The following is a 26,022-nucleotide window of genomic DNA, read 5'->3' on the forward strand; positions in this document are numbered from 1 at the left end:
GCAACCCCCTGTGGGTTGCGTTTAACCTACCCTTCCCAATTGTTGGGGTCCCAAAACCCCCCGGCACCCGACGGGGGGGCGCCTAAACCCCTACCCCCGCCCCACTGTCGTACGAAGGTACTGACTGATCCCTACTGGTCGCGGTACATCTCGGCGACCAGGAACGCCAGGTCCAGGGACTGGCTGCGGTTGAGCCGCGGGTCGCACGCCGTCTCGTAGCGCTGGTGCAGGTCGTCGACGAAGATCTCGTCGCCGCCGCCCACGCACTCGGTGACGTCGTCACCGGTGAGCTCGACGTGGATGCCGCCCGGGTGGGTGCCGAGGGCCTTGTGGACCTCGAAGAAGCCCTTGACCTCGTCGAGCACGTCGTCGAAACGGCGCGTCTTGTGGCCGGAGGCCGCCTCGAAGGTGTTGCCGTGCATCGGGTCGGTGACCCAGGCCACGGTGGCACCGGAGGCGGTGACCTTCTCGACCAGCTCGGGGAGCTTGTCGCGGACCTTGTCTGCACCCATGCGGACGACGAACGTCAGCCGGCCCGGCTCGCGCTCGGGGTCCAGGCGGTCGATGTAGGTCAGCGCCTCGTCCACCGTGGTCGTGGGGCCGAGCTTGATGCCGACCGGGTTCGCGATCTGCGAGCAGAACTCGATGTGGGCGTGGTCCAGCTGGCGGGTGCGCTCACCGATCCAGACCATGTGGCCGGAGGTGTCGTACAGCTTGCCGGTGCGCGAGTCGGTGCGGGTCAGCGCGCCCTCGTAGTCGAGCAGCAGCGCCTCGTGCGAGGCGTAGAACTCGACGGCCTTGAACTCGGCCGGGTCGGTGCCGCACGCCTTCATGAAGTTCAGCGCGTTGTCGATCTCCCGCGCGAGCTGCTCGTAGCGCTGACCGGACGGGGAGGACTTCACGAAGTCCTGGTTCCAGGCGTGCACCTGGCGCAGGTCGGCGTAACCGCCGGTGGTGAAGGCGCGCACCAGGTTGAGCGTCGAAGCGGACGCGTTGTACATGCGCTTCAGCCGCTCGGGGTCCGGGATCCGGGCCTCTTCGGTGAAGGCGAAGCCGTTGACGGAGTCACCGCGGTAGGTCGGCAGGGTGACGCCGTCGCGGGTCTCGGTGTCCTTGGAGCGCGGCTTGGAGTACTGGCCGGCGATGCGGCCCACCTTGACGACGGGCACGGAGGCCGCGTACGTCAGGACGGCACTCATCTGCAGCAGCGTCTTCAGCTTGGCGCGGATGTGGTCGGCGGACACGCCGTCGAAGGCCTCGGCGCAGTCGCCGCCCTGAAGCAGGAACGCCTCGCCCTTGGCGACGGCTCCCAGACGGGCACGCAGCTGGTCGCATTCGCCCGCGAAAACGAGCGGAGGATACGACTCGAGGTCCGCGACGACAGCGCGCAGAGCCTCGGCATCGGGGTACGAAGGCTGCTGCGCCGCGGGAAGGTCTCGCCAGGTCGCCTTGCCGGCGGGGGCTTGGGTTTCAGCGTTCACGGTCACCTCGTACACATTACGGCGTCATACGTCCCATCCAGGACCCCGACCACAACGTGAGACGGGCCGCCTCGAAGGCCCCAGGGCGCCCAGCGGAACGGAATCCATGGTTCGGCCCACGCCATGAGACGGATCCTGCGCCGGGGGGCCGGCCTGGGCTAGGGTGCACCCCATGTACGCGCACTCGAACCAGAACTGGTGGTGGCCCGCTCCCGGCGGCCCACTTCTCGCGCGTACCTGACGACACGCACGACGCGAAGGCCGCCCCGAGGGGCGGCCTTCCGCGTTTTCGACTGCGACGTCGGACACCGGGGGCGGCTCCTCCCACCGGAAGGACGCTCCGCCCCATGGAACCCAGCCGACTGAACCGACTGAGCCGACTGCTCGACGACTCCGGCCCGCCGTTCGCCCTGCTGCGCCGGCGGACCCCCGGCCGCGATCACGACACCGTCGAGGTGCTGACCGGCACGGTCCACGAGGCCGGGCGACTCGCCGACCTGCCCGTCGGACCGCTGCCCACCCTCGCCCTCGTGCCCTTCCGGCAGATCCGGGAGCGCGGATTCGACGTCCGCGACGACGGCACGCCGCTGAGCGTGCTGGTCGCCGAGGAGGTGTACGAGATCCCGCTCGCGCAGGCGCTGGCCGCGCTGCCCGCACACGAGGTGCGGGTGGAGGGCGGCGGCTTCGACGTCCCGGACACGCAGTACGCGGCCACCGTCGAGCGCGTCCTGCGGGACGAGATCGGCCGCGGGGAGGGCGCGAACTTCGTCATCCGCCGTACGTACGAGGGCCGCATCGACGGCTTCGGCCGGGCCGATGCGCTGGCGCTGTTCCGGCGGCTTCTGCTGGGCGAGCGGGGCGCGTACTGGACGTACGTCGTCCACACCGGGGACCGCACCCTGGTCGGGGCCAGCCCCGAGGTCCACGTGCGGATGTCCGGGGGCACGGTCGTGATGAACCCGATCAGCGGGACGTACCGCTATCCGGCCGGGGGCCCGACCGTGGACTCCCTCCTGTCCTTCCTCGGGGACCGCAAGGAGACCGAGGAACTGTCGATGGTGGTCGACGAGGAACTCAAGATGATGTGCACCGTCGGCGACCGGGGCGGGGTCGTCGTCGGGCCGCGGCTGAAGGAGATGTCCCACCTCGCGCACACCGAGTACGAGCTGCGCGGGCGCTCCTCGCTGGACGTGCGGGACGTGCTGCGGGAGACGATGTTCGCCGCGACGGTCACCGGCTCGCCGGTGCAGAACGCCTGCCGCGTGATCGAGCGGTACGAGACCGGGGGCCGCGGCTACTACGCGGGCGCGCTCGCCCTGCTGGGCCTGGACTCCGCGGGGGCGCAGACCCTCGACTCCCCCATCCTGATCCGCACGGCCGACATCGCCCCGGACGGCACGCTGCGGGTCCCGGTCGGCGCCACCCTCGTCCGGCATTCGGACCCGGCGGGCGAAGTGGCGGAGACCCACGCCAAGGCGGCGGGTGTGCTGGCGGCGCTCGGGGTGCGGGCGGCCGCGCCGCGCCCGGCCTTCGAGGGGGCGCGGCTGGCGCAGGACCCGCGGGTGCAGGCCGCTCTGGCGGCCCGGCGGGCGGATCTGGCCCCCTTCTGGCTCCGTATGCAGGAGCAGCCTCCCGCGCCGGCCGGACACGCGCTGGTGGTGGACGGCGAGGACACCTTCACGGCGATGCTGGCGCACGTCCTGAGAGTGGGGGGTCTGCGGGTGACCGTACGCCGCTACGACGATCCGGGGCTGCGGGCGGCGGCCCTGGCCTGGGAGGGCCCGATCGTCCTGGGCCCCGGTCCGGGCAACCCGGCGCAGTCCTCGGATCCCAAGATGCGGATGCTGCGCGGGCTGGCCGCGGAGCTGCTGGCCGTTCACCGGCACGGCCTGGTCGGGGTCTGCCTGGGACACGAGCTGCTGGCGGCCGAGCTGGGGCTTCCCCTGGTCCGCAAGACGGAACCGGCCCAGGGGGCGCAGACCCGGATCGACCTGTTCGGGACGGAGGAGGTGGTCGGCTTCTACAACACGTACACCGCGCACTGCGACGAGGCCCTGGCCGCCCGGCTGGCCGCCGGGGGAGTGGAGGTCGCCCGCGATCCCGCCACCGGCGAGGTCCACGCCCTTCGCTCTGCGGCGGGCTTCGCGGGGGTCCAGTTCCACCCGGAGTCGGTCCTCACCCTGCGCGGCGCGGACCTGCTGCGCGAGCTGGTGGCCGGGGTGACGGTGGGCGCCGCGTAGGCGTGTCCCAGGCCTGGCCGTCAGGGGCCGTCGGGGCCGGCTTGCCGCTGCCGCGGATCACCCCGGATCAGCTGCGCCACGCTCACCGGCCCCTGCACCATGTCCCGCATGACCATCGGGCCGACTCCGGGTGAAGCCGGGGTGGCGCCCGGCCGGGCGGCAGGAGGGCCCGTCAGGAAGAGGCGGGGACGAGGGTGTTCTCGGAGTGGCGGCCCGCCAGGTAGTCCGCCACGTTGGCGACCGTGGTGTCGATGATCTGGCCCACCGCGTCGCCCGTGTAGTACGCCTGGTGGGAGGTCACCAGGACGTTGGGGAAGGTGACCAGCCGGGCCAGGGTGTCGTCCCCGACGGCCTCCAGGGACTTGTCCAGGAAGAAGAGGCCGGCCTCCGCCTCGTACACGTCCAGGCCGACCCCCGTGAACCGGCCCTCCCGCAGCTGCGCGACCAGCGCGTCGGTGTCGATCAGCCCGCCGCGGCTGGAGTTCACCAGGATCGCGTCGTCCCGCATCAGCCGCAGCGCCGCCGCGTCGACGATGTGGTGGGTGGCCGCCAGCAGCGGCACGTGCAGGCTGATCAGGTCGCAGGATGCGAAGAGCTCGTCCTTGTCCACGTACCTCATGCCGAGTTCCAGGCACGCCGGGTTGTGCACGACGTCCCAGCCCAGCAGTTTCATGCCGAAGCCGTGCGCGATCCGGGTGAACGCCTCGCCGATCCTGCCGGTGCCGAGCACGCCCACCGTGCGGCCGTGCATGTCGCGGCCCATCAGTCCGTTCAGCCGGAAGTCGAAGTCCCGGGTCCGGATGGAGGCCCGGACGATCCGCCGGTTCACGGCCAGCGCGAGGGCCCAGGCGAATTCGGCGACCGAGTACGGCGAGTAGGTGGAGACCCGGCTGACCGTCATGCCCAGCTGCCGGGCCACGTCCAGGTCGATGTTGTTGAAGCCGGTCGACCGCTGGGCGATCAGCTTCGTCCCGCCCGCCGCCAGGATCCTCAGCACCCGGCCGCTCAGGTCGGCGTTCACGCTCGAGGAGACGACCTCGTATCCGGCCGCGATGGGCGCGGTGTCCTCGCTCAGGAAGACGTCGAGGCAGCGGACCTCGTGCTGCCCGGCGAAGGCCTGCTCCAGGAGCGGCTTCTCGTCGGCCGTCACACCGAATGCCAGGATCTCCACGCTTGCTCCCGCAGATCGAACCATGGGCCGCTCGTCACGATACGGCCCATGGTTCCGGAGCGCCGCTCAGCCGAAGAAGACCCCCACCTCCTCGTAGAGCGCGGGATCCACCGTCTTCAGCTTCGACGTCGCCTCGGCGATGGGCACCCGGACGATGTCCGTCCCGCGGAGCGCGACCATCTTGCCGAAGTCCCCGTCGTGCACCGCGTCGATCGCGTGCAGCCCGAAGCGGGTCGCCAGCCACCGGTCGAAGGCGCTCGGCGTGCCGCCCCGCTGGATGTGGCCGAGCACCGTCGTACGGGCCTCCTTGCCGGTCCGCGCCTCGATCTCCTTGGCCAGCCACTCGCCCACGCCCGACAGCCGGACGTGCCCGAAGGAGTCCTTCGTGCCGTCCTTCAGCACCAGTTCCCCGTCCTTGGGCATCGCGCCCTCCGCGACCACGACGATCGGCGCGTAGCTCGCCTTGAACCGGGAGGTCACCCAGGCGCACACCTCGTCCATGTCGAAGCGCTGCTCCGGGATGAGGATGACGTTGGCGCCGCCCGCGAGGCCCGAGTGCAGGGCGATCCAGCCGGCGTGCCGGCCCATGACCTCGACGACCAGGACCCGCATGTGCGACTCGGCCGTGGTGTGCAGCCGGTCGATGGCCTCGGTCGCGATGCCTACGGCGGTGTCGAAGCCGAAGGTGTAGTCCGTGGCGGACAGGTCGTTGTCGATGGTCTTCGGCACGCCGACGCAGGGGATGCCGTACTCCTCGTACAGCTTGGCGGCGACCCCGAGGGTGTCCTCGCCGCCGATCGCGACGAGCGCGTCCACCTCGTACTTGGCGAGGTTGTCCTTGATGTCGCGCACCCCGTTCTCCGTCTTGAACGGGTTGGTGCGCGAGGAGCCGAGGATGGTGCCGCCGCGGGGCAGGATGCCGCGGACGGCGGGGATGTCGAGCGGAATCGTCCTCCCCTCGACCGCCCCCCGCCAGCCGTCCTTGAATCCGACGAACTCGCAGCCGTACTCCTGGGTGCCCTTGCGGACGACGGCCCTGATCACCGCGTTGAGCCCGGGGCAGTCGCCGCCACCGGTCAGCACTCCGACCTTCATTGCATCTCCCTTCGCCATGACGGTCACGCTAGTGGTGACACAGGTCACAGCAAGGGAGCTGGAGACGTCAATTCCGGTGGAATCGCGGGGCGTTGCGTACGCCCGTTCACTCGTACGAGGACGTAAGTACGATCGACGCCCGGTGAACGCGGCGCCTACGCGTCGTCGAGGCCCCGCTCTATCGCGTACCGGACGAGCTCCACCCGGTTGTGCAGCTGCAGCTTGCCCAAGGTGTTCTGGACGTGGTTCTGCACCGTGCGGTGGGAGATGACCAGGCGCTCCGCGATCTGCTTGTACGAGAGCCCCTTGGCCACCAGCCGCAGCACCTCGGTCTCCCGGTCGGTCAGCTGCGGCGCCTTCGCCTCGTCGGAGGCGGTCGGCGCCGGATCGGTGGCGAGCCTGCGGTACTCGCCGAGCACCAGGCCGGCCAGGCCGGGCGTGAACACCGGGTCGCCGGCCGCGGTGCGGCGGACTGCGTCGATCAGCTCCTGGGCGCCGGCGGACTTCAGCAGGTATCCCGTCGCGCCGGACTTCACCGCCTCCAGGACGTCCGCGTGCTCACCGCTGGCCGACAGGACCAGCACCCGAAGCGCCGGGTTGGCGCCGACCAGCTCCTTGCAGACCTGTACCCCCGGCATGTTGGGCAGGTTGAGGTCCAGGACCAGGACGTCGGGGGTGACCGCACGGGCCCGGCGGACCGCCTCGGGGCCGTCGCCGGCAGTGGCGACGACGTCGAAGCCGGCGGCGGCCAGGTCGCGGGCGACCGCGTCCCGCCACATGGGGTGGTCGTCGACGACCATCACCCTGATGTCGTGCAGCTTGTGCGGCTGGTTCACGTCGGTGCGCTCGCTCATCTCTTGTCCGTCCTGCCCCTGGGTACCTTCAGTTCCACTTCGGTGCCCTGCCCGGGGACGGACACCAGATCGGCGCTGCCGCCGAGGTCGCGCAGCCGGCCGCGGATGGACAGGGCCACCCCCATCCGGCCTTCGCCCTCCGCCTGGTCGAGCCGGCCCGCCCGGATGCCGGGGCCGTCGTCCCGCACGGTCACGATCACCTCGTCGCCCCAGTCCTCGACCAGGATCCAGGCCCTCGCCCCCTCCCCGGCGTGCTTGCGCACGTTGTCGAGGGCGGCGCCGACCGCCGCTGCCAGCTCCTTCGCGGCGGGTACCGGCAGCGGCACCGGGGTTCCGGGCTCGGCGAAGCTCACCCGGGACCCGGCGTGCGGGGCGAGGAGCGTGCGCAGATCCAGCTCGCCCTCGGCGGCGCCCGGCTCCTCCACCTCGTACGAGTCCACCAGCGCGCCGCGCGACCCGTCGCGGGAGACCCGGGAGGGCTGCACCAGCCCGGAGGAGACCAGCGTGCGCAGCGCCACCTCCTGCTCCCCCGCCATCCGGCCGAGTTCCTCGGCCTCGCCGCCCAGTTCGGTGCCGCGCCGCTGGACCATGGCGAGGACCTGGAGGACCCCGTCGTGGATGTCGCGGGCGAGGCGCTCGCGCTCGCGGGTGGCCGCCTCGATCTCCAGGGCGCGGGCCAGCGTGGCCTCGCTGGCCCGGGCCACCTCGACGACGTAGCCGATGGCGACGGACGCGACCCAGACCAGCAGGACGTTGTGCAGGGTGTCCCGGGTGGGCTGGCCGCTGTGGATGACGAGGTTGGCCGCGGCCACGAAGGTGGAGGCGAAACAGGCCCAGCGCCAGCCTCCCTTGATGGCGAAGGCGAGGACCGCGCCCGCGGTCCAGATCGTCGGGAGGGTGGGTTCGCCCGCGGTGATCCGCTCCTGGGTGTCGGCGATCGGCGTGAGCACGATCCCGACGATCGCGACGGTGAGGTCGGCGACGAGGAAGCCCTTGGTGCAGCTGGCGGCGTTCGCCACCTTCCGGGAGGTCGCGAGGGTCCAGACGGCGAGGAAGGCGAGGTAGCCGGCCGCGGTCCAGGGGTGCGGGAACCGCTTGTACGCGGAGGCGAACAGCAGCACCGCGTAGACCATGGTCAGCAGCCGGTACACCGTCAGGGCACGCCAGAGCGGCTGCTCGACCGACATGCGTACGACGCGTTCGCGTTTCACCGTCTCCCCCACCCCCCGCGGGCGGTACCGCCCGCCGTTATTCCGGCTTGCCGTCGCCCTTGTCCGCCTTCTCGGCCTTCTCCGCCTTCTCGGCCTTGGCGGCCTTCTCCGCATCGGCGATCTGGCGCTTGGCGGCCGTCGCGTAGATGTCGACGTACTCCTGGCCGGACAGCTTCATGATCTCGTACATGACCTCGTCGGTCACCGAGCGGAGGATGAAGCGGTCGCCGTCCATGCCGTGGTAGCGGCTGAAGTCGAGCGGCTTGCCGATCCGGATGCCGGGGCGCATCAGCTTGGGGACCACCTTGCCGGGCGGCTGGATCTTCTCCGTGTCGATCATGGCCACGGGGATCACGGGCGCGCCGGTGGCCAGGGCCACCCGGGCCAGCCCGCCGGGCTTGCCGCGGTAGAGGCGCCCGTCGGGTGAACGCGTCCCCTCGGGGTAGATACCGAACAGCTCACCGCGCTCGATGACCTCGATGCCGCTCTGGATCGCGGCCTCGCCGGCCCCGCGGGCACCGGAGCGGTCCACCGGAAGCTGGCCGACGCCCTTGAAGAAGGCGGCCGTCAGCCTGCCCTTGACGCCCGGGGAGGTGAAGTACTCCGCCTTCGCGATGAAGGTGACCTTCCGGTCCAGCACCGCCGGCAGGAAGAAGGAGTCGGAGAAGGACAGGTGGTTGCTCGCGAGGATCGCCGGCCCCTCCGCGGGAATGTTCTCGAGGCCCTCCACCCACGGCCTGAAAGCGAGCTTCAGTGAACCGCCGATGGAGAACTTCATTGCGCCGTAGATCAACTCGAAAGCCTTCCTGTGTCTGTCGAACAGACCATATCCCGTGCCTACACCGGCAGGCGCCCGACGACCCTGGCCGGTGCCACCCTGGTCGCGTACGGTGAAGTCACACAGAGCAACGCACCCACCCGGCGTACGTCATGATCAAGGAGACCCTGGTGCCCGTCCTCCCTGGAGCCGAGCCGTTCCGCCACGAGGGCGGAGAGGTCGGCGTCCTCCTCTGCCACGGCTTCACCGGTTCCCCGCAGTCGCTGCGCCCCTGGGCCGAGTATCTCGCCGGGCGGGGCCTCACGGTGTCGCTGCCGCTGCTGCCCGGACACGGGACGCGCTGGCAGGACATGCAGCTCACGGGCTGGCAGGACTGGTACGCCGAGGTGGACCGGGCATTGCGGGAACTGCTGGACCGGTGCGAGCAGGTGTTCGTCTTCGGGCTGTCGATGGGCGGCGCGCTGACCCTGCGGCTGGCGGCCAAGCACGGGGACGCCATCAGCGGCATCGTGCTCGTCAACCCGGCCAACAAGGTGCACGACCCGCTGGCCGTGGCCCTTCCGGTGGCCAAGCACTTCATCCGGTCGACGCCGGGCATCGCCAGCGACATCGCGAAGCCGGGCTCGGAGGAGGTCGGCTACGACCGGGTGCCGACCCGGGCCGCGCACTCGCTGCGGAAGTTCCTGCAGCTGGTGGACGCCGAGCTGCCCCAGGTCACGCAGCCGCTGCTGCTGCTGCACAGCCCGCAGGACCACGTCGTACCGCCCGTCGACTCCGCGCGGGTGCTGGCCCGGGTCTCGTCGACGGATGTCACCGAGACCCTGCTGGAACACAGCTACCACGTCGCGACGTTGGACCATGACGCGGAGCGGATCTTCGCGGACAGTTATGCGTTCGTCGGCCGACTGGCGGAGAGCGTGGGCAGGGAGGGGGCGCAGGCCGGTGGCTGAGCACGAGGAGCAGTCGGGCGGAGTTCCACCGCTCGACGAGGAAGCGGCGTGGGCGGCGATCGTCGCCGGGTACGGGCAGGAGCCGCCGGACCCGCCGGGGTCCAGGCCGTTCAAGCCGATCGAGAACCTCCTGCTGCCGGAGGAGGACGTCAAGCCGCTGCCGCCGGAACCGGAGCCGGAGCCGGACCCGGCCCCGGATCGGAAGACGGACACCGAGCCCGAGCCGCCCGCTGCGGCGCCGGCGCTGGGCAGCTCGGTGGTCTTCGCCCCGGGCGTGGGCATGGCGGGCCCCCGGGACCACTCGCTGGCGGAGCCGAAGGACGACGACCTGACCCCGGCGGAGGAGGGCCACTTCGTCCCGCCGGAGCCGGAACTGCCGCTGGCGGACACGACGTCGAAGTTCGCGTGGCTGGCGGTGGTCGGCGGGCCGGTGCTGCTGTTGCTGGCGGTGCTGCTGCAGTGGGACATGACCTGGTGGCTGACGACGCTGGGCATCGGCGGCTTTTTGGGCGGATTCGCGACGCTGGTCGCACGCATGCAGCACGACGACGACGAGGACGACGATCCCGGACGCGGCGCGGTGGTCTAGGGCAGGCCCCCGCGCCTCACACGCCGGCGGGGCCGGATATTCCAGCCCCGCCGGCGCTTGAGGCGATCTTTCAGCCCCGCACGCGTTTGAGGCGCGGAGGTCCGGGGGCCGGCCCCCCGGCAGCGGCGGCGCACCCGGACTCCCGAGCTACGGCGCAGCCGGAAGGCGCAGAGCGGCCAGGACCGGCAGGTGGTCCGTCGCCGACCGGAGGTCGGTGGACGAGACCCCCGGCAGCCCCGCCGGGACACCGCAGGCCAGCACCTCCACCCCCTTCGTGGCGAAGACCGCGTCGATGCGGCGGTCCGGCGCGGCCGCCGGGAAGGTGTGTTCCCCGCCCCACGGGGCCACCGACCAGCAGTCCTGCAGCGTGCCCGCCAGCCGCCCGAAGGCAAGGCCACCCGGGCCCTCGTTCACGTCGGCCGCGGCGATCCCGTACGGGGTGTCCAGCGCCGCGACCCGGTCCAGGAGGAGATCCGCCTGGGCCCGCCGTTCCGCCCGGTCCAGCGACAGGTGGGTGCTGACGAGACCCACCCGCACGCCGCCGATCCGGACCACCGCCGTGGCGAAGCCCCTACGGTGCAGCCCGACGGTGCGCGGCAGCAGGACGTCCTGCGTCCGCTCCGCGAAGACCCGCAGCGAGCACAGCAGCAGCGGCCCGGCCGCCGTCGCGCCCCCGCCCAGCACCACCAGGTCGCACTTCGCGGCCAGCCGCGCCGCGTGCTTGCGCCACCGGAAGAACCGCGGCGCCTCCTGGACGAAGACCAGGTCCGGCTCGCAGGCCCGGATGACGCGGGCCAGCGCCTCCTCGTCGTCGCGCAGCGAGCGGACGTTGTAGCTGAGGACCCGGATCACGGCAGAACCGTCCGGCTCCGTACGGGACTTCGGCAGCTGCTCCATGCCCCGCAAGATACGCAGCCGCCCGCCGCTCCCCCAAGGGGCGCGGCGGGCGGTCCGGGTGGTACGGGGGTCAGCCCTGGCGGGCCAGGTCCGCCGCGCCGACGAGTCCGGCCTTGCCGCCGAGCTGCGCGGCGAGCACCTGCGCGTGCGGACGCCAGGCGCCGCCGATCAGCCAGCGCTTGAAGGACTTGCGGATCGGGTCGAGGACGAGGTCGCCCTCGTCGGAGACGCCGCCGCCGACGATGAAGGCCGAGGGGTCGAAGAGGGACGCCAGGTCGGCCAGGCCGGCGCCGGCCCAGCGGGCCAGCTCGCGGAATGAGTCGATGGCCACCAGGTCGCCCTGCCGGGCGGCCGCGCTGATGTGCTTGCCCTCGATGCCCTCGGGGGTGCCGTCGCCGAGCGCGAGCAGGATCGCCGCGTTCTCGGGGGTGGCGTTGGCGCGCTGCTTCGCGTAGCGGACGAGCGCGCGTCCGGAGGCGTACTGCTCCCAGCAGCCCTGGCTGCCGCAGCCGCACAGCAGGCCGTCGGGGACGACCCGGATGTGACCGAACTCGGCGGCGACGCCGAAGCGTCCGCGCCGCAGCTTGTTGCCGATGATGATGCCGCCGCCGAGGCCGGTGCCGAGCGTGATGCAGATGACGTCTTCGTGGCCCTGGCCGGCGCCGAAGCGGTACTCGCCCCAGGCCGCGCAGTTCGCGTCGTTCTCGACGACCACGGGCAGGCCGATGCGCTGCTCGACCTTGTCCTTGAGCGGTTCGTGCCGCCAGTTGATGTTCGGCGCGAAGAGTACGGTCGCGCGCTTGTCGTCCACGTACCCGGCGGCGCCGATGCCGACGGCGTCGATGGTGTGGTTGCTGCTGACCTCGGAGACGGCCGTGCAGATGGCCTCCGTCACTCCGTCCGCGGTCGGCGGGGTGGGCACCTTGTACGTCTCAAGGATCGTGCCCTCTTCGTCGACCACGCCGGCCGCGATCTTCGTGCCGCCGATGTCGACGCCGATGGTGAGTCCCATTAGTCCCTCGGTTTCCGGTCAAACCCCGCCACGGCCAACGGTACCCGAGGGTGCCGAAGGTTCAGTCGAGATCGATCCGCTCGGTCGGGCCCTCATCGGGTCCGTCACCGCGGGGGTCGCGGTCGTGGGGCGCCTGCCCGGGACCGGGGGTGTCGCCGCGCGTCCAGCGGCGCTCGTGGCCCTCGACGGCGGAGCGGTAGGCGGCGAGCAGCTCGGAGCCGGCGGCCGCGAGGTGGTCGAAGACCTCGGGGTTGCGCTCGATGACGGGCTTCGCGGCGGTTTTGGCCTGATCCACGATCTGGCGCACCGCGCCCTGGGCGGTGGCGCCGAACAGCGGGTTGTGCATCCCGGAGACCTTGTCGGCGACGGCCTCGAAGAGCTTGAACAGCTCCTCGGCGGGGGTCCCCGGGGTCCCGGCGCCCGCCTGCCCCTGTCCGCGCAGGCGCTCCTTCTCTGCGGCGAGGTCCTCGGCACAGGCCTTGGCCCAGGCGTCGTGGTCGGTGGGGCGGTCGGTGGCCTCGCTCATGGCGGACTCTCCTGCGGCGGCTGCTAAGCGTGCGGTACGGGCTACCTTCGACGGTACCCGAACGGGGGTACGCGGTTCATCGCGTGCGGGGCCACAGTCCCGGGTCCGGCGTGAAGCGGATGCGGAGCCGCCCTTCGGCCAGGGCGGCGCCGGAGACGGTGCAGCGGCGCAGGGCGGCGGGGAGCGGAACGATCCTGCGGTACGGGCCTGCCGTGAGCAGCAGCTCGTCGCCGCGGCGGACGAGGTCGAGGTCGCGCTTGTGCGCGCCGGGCAGGGGCACCACCCAGACGAGCACCCCGTCGTCGGCGAGCCGGTCCTCGACGGCCCAGGCCCGGCGGGGTGCGGGCGCCTCGGGCACGAGCCCGTCCGAGGCGGCGAGCAGGTCCAGGTCCTGCAGCCCACGCGGGTCCCGGCCGAGGTGGGCGAGGGGGACCACGGGGGTCTCCCCGGCCCACTCGGCGGCGTACTTCTCCTGCTGGGCGGCGAGCCCGGCGAGCCACGGGTCGGCGGAGTGCTGCGGGACCATCCGGTTGGCGACGACGGCGGAGACGGGCAGCTGCTGGAGGGCGAGTCCGAGGCGTCCCGGGCGCAGCGCGTCGGCGGCGGCCGGGCCCGGCTCGGCGACCAGGCGCAGCTCGGTGGTGTCGGCCTCGACGACGGCCTGGACTGCGGCCAGCTCCTCGTCCCAGCGGGCGGCGGCCTCGTAGAGCCACTGCGCGGGCATGGGCACGCCGGCCAGCTGGGCCAGTACGGGCCGCAGGGCGCGGGCGGCCTGCTTCTCCGAGGGGAGCAGGCGGGCGAGGTAGCGGCGCAGCTGGGCGGGGAGGCCGAGGGCGGCCACGGTCTGGTGGAGCGGGGGCATGTCGACGACGACGAGGTCGGTGGCGGGCGCGGCGGCGGCCCGCCGCAGGGCGCGCAGCAGCGCGAACTGCTCGGCGCCGGGCAGTTCGGTCAGCTCCTCGGCCCCGAGCGGCCGGGCCCCGACCATCGAGAGCAGTGCGGATCCGCGTTCCTGCAGGGCGACGAGCTCGTCGCGGAACTCCTCGCCGGAGTCCACGCGGGCCACCTGCAGCCGCTCGCCCTCAGGGACCAGGGGATCACCGTCTCCGGTCACCAGCAGCACCCGCCGCCCGTCGCGGGCCGCGGCGAGTGCGGTGGCCGCGGCCACGGTGGTCCGCCCGGCCCCGCCGGGGCCGGTGATCAGCAGGATGTGCATGTGCGGGTGCTCCGGATCGCAGGTGGGGCCGCTCCGGCGTGTGAGGAGCGGGGTCGGGAGCGGGCCCCGGCAGCGGCGCCGCACCGCCCGTGGGGGCTCAGACGGATTCGACGCGCTTCTTCAGGCCCGCCAGCGCACGGTCGATGATGACCTTCTCGGCCTTGCGCTTGATCATGCCGAGCATCGGGATCTTGACGTCCACGGTCAGCTGGTAGGTGACCTCGGTGCGCTTGCCGCCGTCCAGCGGGGCCAGCCGGTAGGAGCCGTCCAGCTGGCGCAGCATCTGGGACTTGTCCAGGGTCCAGCTGACCTCGTCCGTACCCTTCCAGGTGTACGCGAGGGTGTGGTCGTCCTTGATCGCGCCCGCGTCGAGCAGCAGCCGGACCTTCTCGGCGCGGCCGTCGGCGTCGGTGGCCAGGACCTCGGCCTCCTTCACCTCGCCGGTCCACTCGGGGTAACGGGCGAAGTCGGCGATCACGGCCATCACGTCGCCGGGCGCAGCCTCGATCGTGATGCTTGAGCTGGTGTGTTCCGCCATCGCGGTCGCTCCTCCGGGTTGGGGGAACCTCCCAGCGGAAGCTGGGGGAGTTCGAGGTTGTGTGCGGCCTCCGGCCGCCGCGTGAAGGCTACCGCGCGTGCGGTCTCCGCCACTCCAGCGCCTCCCGCACCCCGGTGGGACCCGCCGTGAACCGGCTGGTTCTCACCATTCCAGCACCCACGGGCGGCCGGTCGCCGCGAAATGGCCGACGTTCACGCACTCCGTGCCCCCGATCCGCATCCGCCGCGCCAGCGGCTGGTGCACGTGCCCGAAGAGGGCGTACCGGGGGCGGGTGCGGCGGATGGCGGCCAGCAGGGCCTCACTTCCGCGTTCGAACCGGCGCGCGACCGTGTCGTAGCAGAGCTCGGGCACCTCCGGAGGGATGTGCGAGCACAGCACGTCCACCTCGCCGAGCGCCTCCACCTTGGCGGCGTACTCCTCCACGTCCACCTCGTACGGGGTCCTCATGGGCGAGGGCAGGCCGCCGCCGACGAAGCCGAAGACGCGGCCGCCGATCTCCACCCGCTGCCCGTCGAGCACGGTGAGGCCGACGGGGTCGGCGTACTCCGGCCAGAGTCCCGGGATGTCGACGTTGCCGAAGGTGGCGTAGGTGGGACTCGGGAAGGCGGCGAACATCTCCGCGTACTGGCGGCGCACGGCGCCCTCGATCAGCCGTTCCCGGTCCAGCCCGGCCCACAGCCGTCGTCCGAAGGCGCGGGCCTCCTCGAAGCGGCGGGCGGTGCGCAGCTCGACGATCCGGTCGGCGTTCTCGACGCCGAACAGGTCGGGGAAGATCCCGCGCGAGTGATCGGCGTAATCGAGGAAGAGGACGAGGTCGCCGAGGCAGATCAGGGCGTCGGCGCCGTCGCCCGCCCGGGCGAGGGCCTCGGTGTTGCCGTGCACGTCGCTCACGACGTGGACCCGCGTGCGGCCGGATCCGCTCGTGCCGCTCTTCCCGCCCCGCATGCTGCCAGCCATGCGGCCCACCCTAGGGGGGCCTGCCGACGCCGGATAGAGGGGGTGGGAAAGGTGGCCGGACCTGCGGTTACTTCCGGGTCATGGGTGGGGTCTACTACTGTCGGCACGTAATGGCCAGACGGGTGCGTACAGAATGTGACGCACGGAACATCTGGCCGGTTCCCTCTATCGGGAACCCACTACCGGTGGGTAACGTCCGGTCGGTCCACATGGTGGCGATGGCGCCCAGAGGAGCAGCAGTCTTGCGCGAGTTCAGCCTTCCGGCCCTGTACGAGGTCCCGTCGGACGGGAACCTGACGGATCTCATCCGCCGCAACGCCGCTCAGCATCCCGACACCGCCGTCATGAGCCGCAAGGCCGCCGACGGCCGGTGGCAGGACGTGACCGCGACCGAGTTCCTCGCAGAGGTCCGAGCCGTGGCCAAGGGGCTCATCGCGGCCGGCATCCGCCCGGGCGACCGCGTCGCCCTGATCTCCCGCACCCGCTACGAGTGGGTGCTGATCGACTTCGCGATCTGGACCGCGGGCGGCGTCACCGTCCCCGTGTACGAGACCAGCTCCCCCGAGCAGGTCCAGTGGATCCTCGGCGACTCCGGCGCCGTCGCCGTCGTCGTAGAGAGCCCCGCGCACAGCGCGGCCGTGGCCTCGCTGCGCGACCGGCTGCCGGAGCTGCGCGAGGTCTGGGAGATCGAGCAGGGGGCGCTGGACGCGCTGAAGGCCGCCGGCGCCGAGATCACCGACGCGGAGGTCGAGGAGCGCAGCACCGTCGCCAACGCCGACGACCCGGCCACGATCGTCTACACCTCGGGCACCACCGGCCGCCCCAAGGGCTGCGTGCTGACCCACCGCAACTTCTTCGCCGAGTGCGGCAACGTGGTGGAGCGCCTCAGCCCGCTCTTCCGCACCGGCGAGTGCTCCGTACTGCTCTTCCTCCCGGCCGCCCACGTCTTCGGGCGCCTGGTGGAGGTGGCGGCCGTGCTGGCGCCGATCCGGCTGGGCTGCGTACCGGACATCAAGAACCTGACCGACGAGCTCCAGTCCTTCCGGCCCACGCTGATCCTCGGTGTGCCGCGCGTCTTCGAGAAGGTCTACAACTCGGCACGCGCCAAGGCCCAGGCCGACGGCAAGGGCAAGATCTTCGACGCGGCGGCCGAGACGGCCATCGCCTACAGCCGTGCGCTGGACGCCCCGGGCGGTCCGTCCTTCGGCCTGAAGCTCAAGCACAAGCTCTTCACCAGGCTGGTCTACAGCAAGCTGCACACGGTCCTCGGCGGGCGCGGCGAGTACGCGATCTCCGGCGGAGCCCCGTTGGGCGAGCGGCTCGGCCACTTCTTCCGCGGCATCGGCTTCACGGTGCTGGAGGGCTACGGCCTGACCGAGTCCTGCGCGGCCACGGCCTTCAACCCGTGGGACAAGACGAAGATCGGTACGGTCGGCCAGCCGCTGCCGGGCTCCGTGGTGCGCATCGCGGACGACGGCGAGGTGCTGCTCCACGGCGAGCACATCTTCAAGGAGTACTGGAAGAACGAGACGGCGACCGCCGAGGCGCTGACCGACGGCTGGTTCCACACCGGCGACGTCGGCACCCTCGACGAGGACGGCTACCTCGCGATCACCGGGCGCAAGAAGGAACTCATCGTCACCGCGGGCGGCAAGAACGTCGCGCCGGCCGTGATCGAGGACCGGATCCGTGCGCACGCGCTCGTCGCGGAGTGCATGGTGGTGGGCGACGCCCGGCCCTTCGTGGCCGCGCTGGTCACCATCGACGAGGAGTTCCTCGGCCGGTGGGTCGCCGAGAACGGCAAGCCGGCCGGTGTGACGGCGGCGGATCTGCGCGAGGACGCGGAGCTGATCGCCGCCGTCCAGAAGGCCGTCGACGACGGCAACGCGGCGGTCTCCAAGGCGGAATCGGTGCGGAAATTCCGCATTCTGCCCTCCCAGTTCACGGAGGAGTCGGGCCACATCACGCCGTCGCTGAAGCTCAAGCGCAACGTGGTGGCGAAGGACTTCGCGGACGAGATCGAGGCGCTGTACCGGGGCTAGTCCCCCGTCACCTCGGGTCCTCGGCGAGGATCCGGGCCATGTTCCGCTCGGCCAGAGCGGTGATGGTCACGAACGGGTTCACGCCGAGCGACCCGGGGATCAGGGAGCTGTCGACCACGTACAGCCCCTGGTACCCCTTGGCCCGCCCGTACGCGTCGGTGGCGTCCCCGAGGACGCAGCCGCCGAGCGGGTGGTAGGTGAAGTTGTCGGCGAAGGCCCTGTTGTCGCCGAAGAGGTCGTAGCGGTACATCGTGAAGTTCCGCCGGTTGATGCGGTCGAAGAGGTTCTTCGCCGCGTTGACCGAGGGCGTGTTCTGGTCCCGCCGCCAGTTGAGGCGGGCCGAGTCGGTGGCCGCGTCGTAGGTGAAGTGCCCGCGCTCCGGATTCTTCGTGATGGCCAGGTACATCGAGATCCAGTGCTCGAAGCCCATGGGGAGCGGGGCGATCTCGGCGAAGACCGGGTGCGCGGCGTCGTCCCAGTCGTCGATGCCCATCGCGGGCATGGTGGCCTGGTGGGCGCCGACCGTGTCCCACAGGTGGTTGGCGCGGGCGGTCATGACGTTGCCGTTGTGACCCCAGCCGAGCCCGACCCTGTCGCTGAGCGCGGGCAGCGCCCCGCTCTCACGGGCCCGCAGCAGGATCTCGGTGGTCCCCAGGCTCCCGGCCCCCAGGAACAGCTGCCGGCAGCCGAGTTCGCGGACCTGGGTGACCCGCCCGGTCAGGTCGCTGGTGCGCACCGTCAATACGTACCCCCCGGCCGGGTCGGACCGTACGCCCACCACGCGCTGCATGGTCTCGATGGTGACGTTGCCGGTGCCGAGTGCGGCGGCGAGGTAGGTCTTGTCGAGGCTCTTCTTTCCGTGGTTGTTGCCGTAGATGACCTCTCCGGCCAGCGCTGACCGGGGGACGGCGCCGGCCGCCTCGCGCTTCATGTACGCGAAGTCGTAGACGTTGGGGACGAAGACGGTCTTCAGACCGGTGTGGTGGGCGTGCTTGCGGGAGATCCGGGCGAAGCGGTACCACTCGGTGGACTCGAACCAGGCCGGGTCGATGTCGTTCACGCCGAGCATGGCGCGGGCGCGGGGGTAGTAGGTGCCGTACATCTCGTCGGCGTCGACCTGGGGCAGCACTTCGGAGAAGTACGCCCGCCGGGGCGTCGGAGCCATGCCGCCGTTGACGAGCGACCCTCCCCCGACCCCCCGGCCCACGTACACGGACATGTCGCCGTAGTTCACTCGGTCGAGGACACCGGGGTACGGGCTGATGTTGCGGTTGACGACGTCGAGCCAGAGGAACTGGGCGAGCGGGGCCTCGGTGCGGGTGCGGAACCACATGGAGCGGTGGTCGGGCGCGGAGGTGGAGGGGAAGACCTTTCCGTCGGGCCCGGGGGTGTCCCAGAGCCGGCCCATTTCGAGGACGACGGTACGCACGCCCGCCTGCCCGAGCCGCAGGGCGGCGACGGCGGAACCGTAGCCCGAGCCGACGACGATGGCGGGCGCGTAGTGGACTGCGTCCGGCTCGACGGCCGAGGCGGAGGCCGGTCCGATCCGGGTGAAGCCGAGCGCGGCGGCGGTCGAGAGGGCGCCGAGCCCCAGAAAGTGACGGCGAGTCAGATTGGGTGTCATGGCCGCATCATGGGCGGAATCCGGCCTTCCGGCCAGACGCGGTCTTGACAGGCATCTGAGAGACAGTCAGGCGTGGCGGAGCGGGCGATTGCAGCCCCGCCGGCGTTTGAGGCGCGGGGGTGCGGGGGTGCGGGGGCGCGGGGGTGCGGGGGTGCGGGGGTGCCGGGGTGCGGGGGCAGCGCCGCCGCACCACGCCGCAGGGTCAGAGCAGCTCGCGCAGGCGGTCCGCCAGCAGGTCCCAGCGCCACTTCTCCTCGACCCACGCCCGGCCGCGCTCGCCCATCCGGCGGCGCAGTTCCGGGTCCCGCAGCAGGGCGACGATGCGGTCCGCTGCGTCCTCGGCGGAGCCGCCCCGCACGACCCAGCCCGTCTCGCCGTCCAGCACCGCGTCCGGCGCCCCGCCCGAGTCTCCCGCGATCACCGGCAGGCCCGTCGCCGAGGCCTCCAGGTAGACGATTCCGAGCCCCTCCACGTCCAGTCCGCCCCGCCGGGTCCGGCACGGCATGGCGAAGACGTCCCCCGCGCCGTAGTGGGCGGGCAGTTCCTCCCACGGGACCGCTCCCGTGAAGACCACGGAGTCCGCGACCCCCGTCGAGACGGCCAGCGCCCGCAGGTCCGCCTCGTACAGCCCGCCGCCCACGACCAGCAGCACCGCGTCCGGCACGGCCGCCAGGATCCGCGGCATCGCCCGGATCAGCGTGTCCTGCCCCTTGCGCGGCACCAGCCGGGAGACGCAGACGACGACCGGTCGGTCCGTCAGCCCGAGCCGGGCCCGGACCTCCGCCCCGCCCGACTCCGGGTGGAAGGTCTTCTCGTCCACTCCCGGCGGCAGTTGGACCATCCGGGCCGCCGCCCGTTCCGTCAGCGCCGAGGCGATCCGCGAGCGGGTGTACTCCCCCAGGTAGGTCAGCGTGTCCGTGCCCTCGCCGATCCGCCGCAGCAGCTGCCGCGCGGCCGGCAGCTGGGCCCAGCCCGCCTCGTGCCCGTGGGTGGTCGCCACGATCCGCCGCGCGCCCGCCCGCCGCAGCGCCGGGCCCATCAGGCCGAGCGGGGCCGCCGCCCCGAACCACACGGACTCACAGCCGTGTTCGCGCAGCAGGCCGACCGCCCGCCGCGTCACGCGCGGGGTCGGCAGCAGCATCGTCGTACGGTCGCGGACCACCTGGAACGGCTGCTGCGCGTCGAAGGCCGCGGTGGCCTCGCGGCCCTCCTCGCCGTGCTTCCACATGGAGGCGTAGACGACGATCCGGTCGGGATCCAGTCTCAGCGCCATGTTGTGCAGGAAGGCCTGGATGCCGCCCGGTCGCGGCGGGAAGTCGTTGGTCACGATCAGCGTCTTGTGCATGGCCCGTCGACACTACCTGCTCAGCCCAGGTCGGCACGCAGGGACTCCTGCCAGGCCCGGGTGAGCTCGGGGACGTCGGTGCCCAGGGCAGCGCCCAGCGCGACGGGAAGCGGATCCCGGCCCGCCGCCTCGTACAGCCGGACCAGCCCCGCGTCCCCCCACTTCTGCGTGATGAGCCGGCAGGCCAGCCATGCCCCCTCGTACGCACGGGCCAGTGCCTCGGGGTCGCCGCCGAAGGAGAACGCCTCGTCCGGGGGAAGCCCGGCCGGCAGCTCGCCGCGCCGCACGGCCCGGGCCAGCGTCGGTGCGGCCTGGACGGGGGTGCTCCCGCCGCCGCGGTACGCCGCCCAGTCCGCGAAGCCTTCGGAGAGCCACAGCGGGGTGGTGGCGGTGGTCGCGGCGCGCGTGGCCACATGGGTGGCCTCGTGGGTCAGGATGACCCGGCGGCCCTGTTCCGTCAGCTGCGGGTACGCCTCCGGGTTGACCACCACCCGGTCGGCCGGGGCCGGTCCGGCGCCCACCCGCCCCGTGGTGACGGCGCCCATGCCCCGGTAGGCGTCGGCCGGCCGGCCGAGCAGCTGCGCCATCCGCTCCAGGGAGCCGGGGACGAGCACCACCACCCGCCCCGCCCAGGGCTTCGGCCAGGCGGCGCTCACCGCGGGCACGGCCCGGTCGGCCTCGGCGGCGATCCCGGAGAGGGTCGCGGGGGGCTGCCCTTCGCCGCCCAGCACCAGGGAGTGTGCTCCCTTGACCACCGTCACCGGCCCCTGGTCCCAGAGCTGGGGCAGGGCGCCGGGTGCGGGCCGGTCGGCGGTGACCCGCCAGTGCCCGTTGTCCCCGGCGAGGGAGAGCTCCCGCGCCGAGCCGGCCGGCGCGCTGTCGTGGCCGGCCAGCCGGTAGCGCAGTTCGGCCCGGGCGGTGGCCCGCGCGCCGTCCCGCCGGACCGAGGAGACCTCGTACGACCAGTCCTCCAGCGGGATCCCGGCGAGCCGCTGCGGTGGTACCCGCGACCACGCGGCCACGGCCTGCCGGACGTCCTGCTCGCCGGTGTCCCGGGGGGAGCCCGGCCCGCCGCACGCGGTCAGGAGCAGGCACAGCAGGAGCGGCAGAAGCGGCAGGAGGGGGACGACGGGGAGGACGGATCGGGCCCGGGGCATCCGCCGATCGTACGCGCGCGCCCTGCGGGATCAGGGGCGGGTCACGGAGGACACCGGCATCATCCCGACGGGGTCGTAGCGGACCCGGGCCCCCGGATACGGGGCGTGCACCACCTGGCCGTTGCCGACGTACATGCCGACGTGGCTGGCGTCCGAGCGGTACGTCACCAGGTCGCCGGGGCGCGCCTGCGAGAGCGGCACCTGCCGGCCGGCGTACCGCTGTGCCTGCGAGGTGCGCGGCAGCGAGACGCCCGCCTGCCGGTACGACCAGACCATCAGACCGGAGCAGTCGAAGCCGGTGGGGCCGGTGGAGCCCCAGACGTACGGGCGGCCGACCGCGGCCCGGGCCGCCATCACGGCGGTCGCGGCGCGGCCCGAGCCGGGGCCGGCGGAGGGCAGCTCGGGCAACGCGTCGGGCCGGCCGCCGGAACGCGAGGAGCGCTCGAAATCGGCGCGCTCCTCGGACGGCATCGCGTTGAGCAGGCGCCGGGCGGCCGCGAGCTTCGCGGTGACGGATCGCTTGTGCCGGGCCACGTCGGAGCGCAGGGCGTCGAGTTCGGCGAGTTTGCGGGAGGCCTCTTGGCGCTCCTGGCCGAGCCGGCGCTGCTCCTCGCGGAGTTCGTCGAGCCGGCGGGCCTGGCGGCCGGTCAGCCGGTCCAGGGCGGCGGCCTGTTCCAGGTACGCGTCGGGGTCCTCGGCCAGCATCAGCCCGACGGCGGGGTCGATGCCGCCACTGCGGTACTGGGCCCCGGCGAAGGTGCCGAGGACACCCCGCATGGTGTTGATGCGCTCCTGACCGCGGGCGACCGCGTCCTGGGCCCGGTCGACCTCGACGCGGAGCCGGCCGGCCTTCTCGCCCGCCTCGTTGAAGCGCTCGGTGGCCTGCTCGGCCTCCTCGAAGAGCCGGTCGACCTGGGCGCTGATGCCGGTTCTCGCCGCGCCGCCGGGCTCGTGCGGCAGGCCGGGGGCCGCGCTCGCCGGCGCGCCCGTCATGGCGGCCGCGGCCGTGGCCGCGGCGGCGGTGAGGACGGTGACCTTCGTGTTCCGGTCGAGGCTGCCGAGCCCGGGCCGGCGATGGGACGCCACGTGAAACCGCTCCCTTCCGCTGTGCGTGGCCCGGGTCCGCCCCCCGTGGACGGCCGTGTGCCGGGTCCGCGCTGGCAGACAGTAGCGGCGCGGCCACACACCGGCCAACGACCGCCGGAGGGCGGACACGGCGACGCCCCGCAGGAGACGCAGGTCACCGGCGGGGCGTGCGGTCAGAGCGCGGCCTCGGAATTCGCCCGGATGGGCGGCGTACGGCGCGTTCCGGAGCGGGGGTGCGGCGTGCGGAGGGGTCAGCTGATGCGGACGCCGAACTGGAACGGCATGTTGTCCAGCGATTCGTACTTGACGCCGCCGCGCGGGTTGGAGGCGTGCAGGGTCATGTTGTTGCCCGCGTACAGGCCGACGTGGTGCAGGTCTCCGTAGAAGAAGACCAGGTCACCGGGCTGAAGCTGGCTCTTGCTGATGCGGGTGCCGTCGTTCGCCTGGGTGTAGGTGACACGGGAGATGCTGACGCCGGCCTGCTTGTACGCCCACTGGGTCAGACCCGAGCAGTCGAAGGCGTTGGGGCCCTCTTCGCCGGATATGTACGCACTGCCCAGCTTGGTCTTGGCGGCGGCGAGGGCGGCCCCGGCGCGACCCGAGGCCTTGACGTTGCCGAGGTCGACCCGCTGGCCGTCGGCGCGGCTGGCGCGCGTCTCCTCGTCCTTGAGCGCCGCACGCTCCTGCGCGGTCAGGGTGTTGAGGAGGGCCTGGGCCTCGGCGAGCTTGTCCTGCGAGACCTTCTTCTTCTCGCCGAGCTCCTTGCGGGTGGCGTCGAGGTCGGCCAGCTTGCCGGCGGCCTCCTGGCGCTGCTGCGCGAGGGTGCGCTGCTTGGCCTGGATCCGCTGGACCGACTCGACCTGCTTGCCGCTCAAGTGCTCCAGGGAGGAGGCCTTGTCGAGGTAGCTGTCGGGGTCCTCGGAGAGGAGGAGCGCGAGGGAGGGGTCGATGCCGCCGTTGCGGTACTGGGCGCTGGCCATCGAACCGAGCGCGCTGCGCAGGTCGTTGAGCTCGCCCTGGCCGCGCGCGACCTGGTCCTGGATCTGCCCGATCTCCTTTTCGAGCTTCTCCTGGCGCTCCTTGGCCCCGTTGAACTTCTCGGTGGCCTGCTCCGCCTCTTCGTAGAGGGCGTCAACCTGGGTTTTGACCTCGTCCTTGCCCGGCTTCGCCGGAGCGGCGGAGGCTCCCTGGGAGGAGAATGCGACGGCCGCGGCCGCAGCGGCGGTGATCACGGTCACACGAGCGCGGGTCGGCTGCTTGGGTCGACGGTGGGACGCCACGAAGGCGAGCTCCTTCTTCCTCGAGCCGCCGAAGAACGCAACTCGGCAGCACCTCCGCCGCCACCCCGAATGAGTGATCTACCGCACGAAGGTTTGACCAGACCCTAGTGACCCAGCTGTGATCAGTTCAAATCCTGTCGGCAAAAAACTCGCTCTCCTACCAGGTTCTTTACCTACAGCGCACGCTCTGTGCAGAGCACTTGACGGTATGTTCCCTGCGACCCCTGCCAATTCAGGCATTCGGGCCAGGAGTTACGAAACGCGCGAAAGCCGCTTCAGCAACAAAGCGGACGTCACGGGCCGGGCGCCCGCCTTGGCCACCCCGTCGGCGACCTCGCGGTCCGTGGAGACCACGACCACCGGCCGGCCCGGCGGCTCCGCACGCACCAGCTGGCGGATCAGCTCGTCCGCCGTCACCCCGGCCTTGGAGAACAGCACCCGCACCCCGCGCGGCGGCGCGAGCAGCACCGGGGCCGCCAGCTCCGCCCCGTCGAAGACACAGGTCATCTCCGCGCCCGTCTGCGCGGCCAGCATCGACAGCCCGCCCAGCAGCCGCAGCCGCTGCTTCTCCAGCGGCATCGTCGGATAGCCGGTCTTGGTCACGTTGTAGCCGTCGACCACCAGGTGCGCCTGAGGCAGCGCCAGCAACTGGTCCAGCAGCGCCGGATCGGTCTCCGACAGGGCGCGCGCCGCGATGTCCTTCGGCGTCATCCGGCCCGGCTCCACCGCCTCCACGGTGTCGGCCGGCCGCGTCGAGACGGGCGGCAGGGCCAGCTCTCGGCGCAACCCCTGGGCGGCGTCCAGCACGGTGTCCAGCAGCAGCCGCAGCCGCATGTCCTCGATGCTGCGTCCCTCTCGGGTGGCCCGGCGCGAGGTCTCCAGCGCCGTCTCCACCTCCGAGAGGCGCGACTTGAGCCGCCGGCTCTCGCTCTCGGCGGCGGCCACGCGGGTGGCCGCATCGCCGCGGATCCCGTCGATCTCGGCGTTCACCTTGCGCAGGGCCGCCTCGCCGCGCTTGACGTCGCTCAGCGCGCTGCGCAGCTTGCGCTGAAGCGATTCGGCCTCCTTGCGGGCCGATTCCAGCTCGGCCCGCACCTGCTCGCCGCCCGTGCGCTGCAGTTCCCGTACGTGGGTCAGCTCCTCGCGCAGGCGCTCCAGCTCGCGCCGGGTCTCCTCGCCGACCCGCTCGGCGTCGGCGCGCTGCGCCTCCTCGCCCGCGGCGGCCACCAGCTTGACCCAGCCGGCCGGCCGCAGGATGAACGCGGCGGCCGCCACGTCCAGCGGATCCGCGGCGGCCGGCGGGGCGCCGGCCTCCAGCGCCCCGGCCAGGTCCGCCTGGGCCTCGCGCAGCTTCTCGGCGACCCGGCTGCGGAACACGGAGTCGGTCTCGACCGCCGCGGCCATGGCGTTGCCCGCGAACTTGGCGCGCCGGGTGGGGGTGAACCGGGCGTACTGGCGCAGCTGCGCCGGGAGGTCCGCGACCGTCAGTCCGCCGAAGGCGTCCGAGACGAGCGCGACGACCCGGCGCCGCACACCTTCCGGCAGCGGGCGGTCGAGTGCCTCGGCGGCGTCGCCGGCCGCGTCGGCCGGCTCAGCGCCGCTTGCTGGCTCCACAATCCGTCACCCCTACCGTGATCTTCCTGTGGGTGCGGCTCCGTCAGGAGTCCGCGCCCGGCCTGTCCACGAGTTCGATCTGGTCCACCGCGTTGCACCAGCGGCAGCGGACCGACTCGATGGTCTCATTGACCACCTCGCGCTCCTCGACCTTGGGCTCCCCGGCGAGGTCCAGGTGGACGTACTCCACGACCTTCGACGAACGGGTGACGTCGAAGCGCGTGAGGTTGCCGCACAGGGTGCAGCGCCACCGGGTGGTGTCGGTCGGCAGGGGAACCGTCATCAGGCCGCTCTCTCCTTCGTAGCTGATTCAATTAAAGCCGTCCGCGCAGCCGTAT

Annotated in this window: 23 protein-coding genes; 4 read left to right on the plus strand and 19 right to left on the minus strand. The window is 72.3% G+C overall.

The window, feature by feature from the left end; all coding sequences use genetic code 11:
* Positions 1-131: 131 nt before the first annotated feature.
* Entirely contained in the window at positions 132-1,487 is a 1,356-nt protein-coding gene (locus ACWGIF_RS17035; protein WP_453497592.1) for a class II 3-deoxy-7-phosphoheptulonate synthase, read from the minus strand.
* Between the two features lie 341 nt (positions 1,488-1,828).
* On the opposite strand from ACWGIF_RS17035, the gene ACWGIF_RS17040 reads away from it, so the two are divergent.
* Positions 1,829-3,721, plus strand: coding sequence for an anthranilate synthase family protein (locus tag ACWGIF_RS17040; RefSeq protein WP_453497595.1), 1,893 nt, complete (start codon positions 1,829-1,831; stop codon positions 3,719-3,721).
* Positions 3,722-3,893: 172 nt separating this feature from the next.
* Here ACWGIF_RS17040 and ACWGIF_RS17045 read toward each other — a convergent pair whose 3' ends face one another.
* The 5 genes from ACWGIF_RS17045 to ACWGIF_RS17065 all read right to left on the minus strand — a co-directional run bounded on the left by ACWGIF_RS17045 (position 3,894) and on the right by ACWGIF_RS17065 (position 8,830).
* Positions 3,894-4,892: a 2-hydroxyacid dehydrogenase gene (locus ACWGIF_RS17045; RefSeq protein WP_453497598.1), complete on the minus strand. Its 999-nt coding sequence runs from the start codon at positions 4,890-4,892 to the stop codon at positions 3,894-3,896.
* A gap of 66 nt (positions 4,893-4,958) precedes the next feature.
* Positions 4,959-5,987 (minus strand): 6-phosphofructokinase, encoded by a 1,029-nt coding sequence (locus ACWGIF_RS17050; protein WP_453497703.1) that lies wholly within the window; start codon positions 5,985-5,987, stop codon positions 4,959-4,961.
* Between the two features lie 155 nt (positions 5,988-6,142).
* Entirely contained in the window at positions 6,143-6,841 is a 699-nt protein-coding gene (locus ACWGIF_RS17055; RefSeq protein WP_453497601.1) for a response regulator, read from the minus strand.
* A complete protein-coding gene (gene macS / locus ACWGIF_RS17060; protein ID WP_453497604.1) occupies positions 6,838-8,064 on the minus strand; it encodes a MacS family sensor histidine kinase in 1,227 nt (408 codons plus the stop codon). Before macS ends, ACWGIF_RS17055 begins: the two co-directional genes overlap by 4 nt.
* A 25-nt stretch (positions 8,065-8,089) precedes the next feature.
* Positions 8,090-8,830, minus strand: a complete 741-nt coding sequence (locus ACWGIF_RS17065; protein WP_453497706.1) for a lysophospholipid acyltransferase family protein — start codon at positions 8,828-8,830, stop codon at positions 8,090-8,092.
* A 170-nt stretch (positions 8,831-9,000) separates the two neighbouring features.
* On the opposite strand from ACWGIF_RS17065, the gene ACWGIF_RS17070 reads away from it, so the two are divergent.
* Positions 9,001-9,780 carry an alpha/beta hydrolase gene (locus ACWGIF_RS17070; protein WP_453497607.1) on the plus strand — a complete coding sequence of 260 codons (780 nt, stop codon included), beginning with the start codon at positions 9,001-9,003 and terminating at the stop codon, positions 9,778-9,780.
* Positions 9,773-10,369, plus strand: a complete 597-nt coding sequence (locus ACWGIF_RS17075) for a hypothetical protein (protein WP_453497610.1) — start codon at positions 9,773-9,775, stop codon at positions 10,367-10,369. The genes ACWGIF_RS17070 and ACWGIF_RS17075 overlap by 8 nt, the downstream gene beginning before the upstream one ends.
* A 147-nt stretch (positions 10,370-10,516) precedes the next feature.
* Here the strand turns inward: ACWGIF_RS17075 and ACWGIF_RS17080 are convergent, their stop codons facing one another.
* The 6 genes from ACWGIF_RS17080 to ACWGIF_RS17105 all read right to left on the minus strand — a co-directional run bounded on the left by ACWGIF_RS17080 (position 10,517) and on the right by ACWGIF_RS17105 (position 15,536).
* Positions 10,517-11,266, minus strand: a complete 750-nt coding sequence (locus ACWGIF_RS17080; protein WP_453497613.1) for an endonuclease/exonuclease/phosphatase family protein — start codon at positions 11,264-11,266, stop codon at positions 10,517-10,519.
* A gap of 70 nt (positions 11,267-11,336) precedes the next feature.
* Entirely contained in the window at positions 11,337-12,278 is a 942-nt protein-coding gene (locus tag ACWGIF_RS17085) for an ROK family glucokinase (RefSeq protein WP_453497616.1), read from the minus strand.
* A gap of 61 nt (positions 12,279-12,339) precedes the next feature.
* A complete protein-coding gene (locus ACWGIF_RS17090) occupies positions 12,340-12,804 on the minus strand; it encodes a DUF5304 domain-containing protein (protein ID WP_453497619.1) in 465 nt (154 codons plus the stop codon).
* Positions 12,805-12,880: 76 nt separating this feature from the next.
* On the minus strand, positions 12,881-14,020 hold the full coding sequence (locus ACWGIF_RS17095; RefSeq protein ID WP_453497622.1) for an ArsA family ATPase: 1,140 nt from the start codon (positions 14,018-14,020) through the stop codon (positions 12,881-12,883).
* A gap of 97 nt (positions 14,021-14,117) precedes the next feature.
* Positions 14,118-14,558, minus strand: a complete 441-nt coding sequence (locus tag ACWGIF_RS17100) for an SRPBCC family protein (protein WP_453497624.1) — start codon at positions 14,556-14,558, stop codon at positions 14,118-14,120.
* A 162-nt stretch (positions 14,559-14,720) separates the two neighbouring features.
* Positions 14,721-15,536 (minus strand): metallophosphoesterase family protein, encoded by an 816-nt coding sequence (locus tag ACWGIF_RS17105; protein ID WP_453497627.1) that lies wholly within the window; start codon positions 15,534-15,536, stop codon positions 14,721-14,723.
* A gap of 242 nt (positions 15,537-15,778) precedes the next feature.
* Between ACWGIF_RS17105 and ACWGIF_RS17110 the strand changes: the two genes are divergently transcribed.
* Positions 15,779-17,578: an AMP-dependent synthetase/ligase gene (locus ACWGIF_RS17110; protein ID WP_453497630.1), complete on the plus strand. Its 1,800-nt coding sequence runs from the start codon at positions 15,779-15,781 to the stop codon at positions 17,576-17,578.
* 7 nt (positions 17,579-17,585) lie between these two features.
* Here the strand turns inward: ACWGIF_RS17110 and ACWGIF_RS17115 are convergent, their stop codons facing one another.
* From ACWGIF_RS17115 to ACWGIF_RS17145, 7 genes are all read right to left on the minus strand, one after another.
* Positions 17,586-19,202, minus strand: coding sequence for a GMC oxidoreductase (locus tag ACWGIF_RS17115; RefSeq protein ID WP_453497633.1), 1,617 nt, complete (start codon positions 19,200-19,202; stop codon positions 17,586-17,588).
* 202 nt (positions 19,203-19,404) lie between these two features.
* The gene (locus tag ACWGIF_RS17120) at positions 19,405-20,547 is read right to left on the minus strand and encodes a glycosyltransferase family 4 protein (protein ID WP_453497636.1); all 1,143 of its coding nucleotides are present in this window, start codon (positions 20,545-20,547) and stop codon (positions 19,405-19,407) included.
* 20 nt (positions 20,548-20,567) lie between these two features.
* Positions 20,568-21,704, minus strand: a complete 1,137-nt coding sequence (locus tag ACWGIF_RS17125) for a hypothetical protein (RefSeq protein WP_453497639.1) — start codon at positions 21,702-21,704, stop codon at positions 20,568-20,570.
* Positions 21,705-21,734: 30 nt separating this feature from the next.
* The gene (locus tag ACWGIF_RS17130) at positions 21,735-22,790 is read right to left on the minus strand and encodes an NlpC/P60 family protein (protein WP_453497642.1); all 1,056 of its coding nucleotides are present in this window, start codon (positions 22,788-22,790) and stop codon (positions 21,735-21,737) included.
* Positions 22,791-23,041: 251 nt separating this feature from the next.
* Positions 23,042-24,070, minus strand: coding sequence for an NlpC/P60 family protein (locus ACWGIF_RS17135; RefSeq protein ID WP_453497645.1), 1,029 nt, complete (start codon positions 24,068-24,070; stop codon positions 23,042-23,044).
* A gap of 252 nt (positions 24,071-24,322) precedes the next feature.
* Positions 24,323-25,687: an NYN domain-containing protein gene (locus ACWGIF_RS17140; protein WP_453497709.1), complete on the minus strand. Its 1,365-nt coding sequence runs from the start codon at positions 25,685-25,687 to the stop codon at positions 24,323-24,325.
* Positions 25,688-25,727: 40 nt separating this feature from the next.
* Positions 25,728-25,967 carry a hypothetical protein gene (locus tag ACWGIF_RS17145; RefSeq protein ID WP_008738811.1) on the minus strand — a complete coding sequence of 80 codons (240 nt, stop codon included), beginning with the start codon at positions 25,965-25,967 and terminating at the stop codon, positions 25,728-25,730.
* Positions 25,968-26,022: the final 55 nt, after the last annotated feature.

It is taken from the genome of Streptomyces sp. NPDC054849 (assembly GCF_053610945.1).

Coding starts and splice junctions, on each gene's coding strand:
- ACWGIF_RS17040 (WP_453497595.1), top strand. CDS start 1,829: ATGGAACCCAGCCGACTGAACCGACTGAGCCGACTGCTCGACGACTCC.
- ACWGIF_RS17050 (WP_453497703.1), bottom strand. CDS start 5,987: ATGAAGGTCGGAGTGCTGACCGGTGGCGGCGACTGCCCCGGGCTCAAC.
- ACWGIF_RS17055 (WP_453497601.1), bottom strand. CDS start 6,841: ATGAGCGAGCGCACCGACGTGAACCAGCCGCACAAGCTGCACGACATC.
- ACWGIF_RS17065 (WP_453497706.1), bottom strand. CDS start 8,830: ATGAAGTTCTCCATCGGCGGTTCACTGAAGCTCGCTTTCAGGCCGTGG.
- ACWGIF_RS17080 (WP_453497613.1), bottom strand. CDS start 11,266: ATGGAGCAGCTGCCGAAGTCCCGTACGGAGCCGGACGGTTCTGCCGTG.
- ACWGIF_RS17085 (WP_453497616.1), bottom strand. CDS start 12,278: ATGGGACTCACCATCGGCGTCGACATCGGCGGCACGAAGATCGCGGCC.
- ACWGIF_RS17090 (WP_453497619.1), bottom strand. CDS start 12,804: ATGAGCGAGGCCACCGACCGCCCCACCGACCACGACGCCTGGGCCAAG.
- ACWGIF_RS17095 (WP_453497622.1), bottom strand. CDS start 14,020: ATGCACATCCTGCTGATCACCGGCCCCGGCGGGGCCGGGCGGACCACC.
- ACWGIF_RS17100 (WP_453497624.1), bottom strand. CDS start 14,558: ATGGCGGAACACACCAGCTCAAGCATCACGATCGAGGCTGCGCCCGGC.
- ACWGIF_RS17105 (WP_453497627.1), bottom strand. CDS start 15,536: ATGGCTGGCAGCATGCGGGGCGGGAAGAGCGGCACGAGCGGATCCGGC.
- ACWGIF_RS17115 (WP_453497633.1), bottom strand. CDS start 19,202: ATGACACCCAATCTGACTCGCCGTCACTTTCTGGGGCTCGGCGCCCTC.
- ACWGIF_RS17120 (WP_453497636.1), bottom strand. CDS start 20,547: ATGCACAAGACGCTGATCGTGACCAACGACTTCCCGCCGCGACCGGGC.
- ACWGIF_RS17125 (WP_453497639.1), bottom strand. CDS start 21,704: ATGCCCCGGGCCCGATCCGTCCTCCCCGTCGTCCCCCTCCTGCCGCTT.
- ACWGIF_RS17145 (WP_008738811.1), bottom strand. CDS start 25,967: ATGACGGTTCCCCTGCCGACCGACACCACCCGGTGGCGCTGCACCCTG.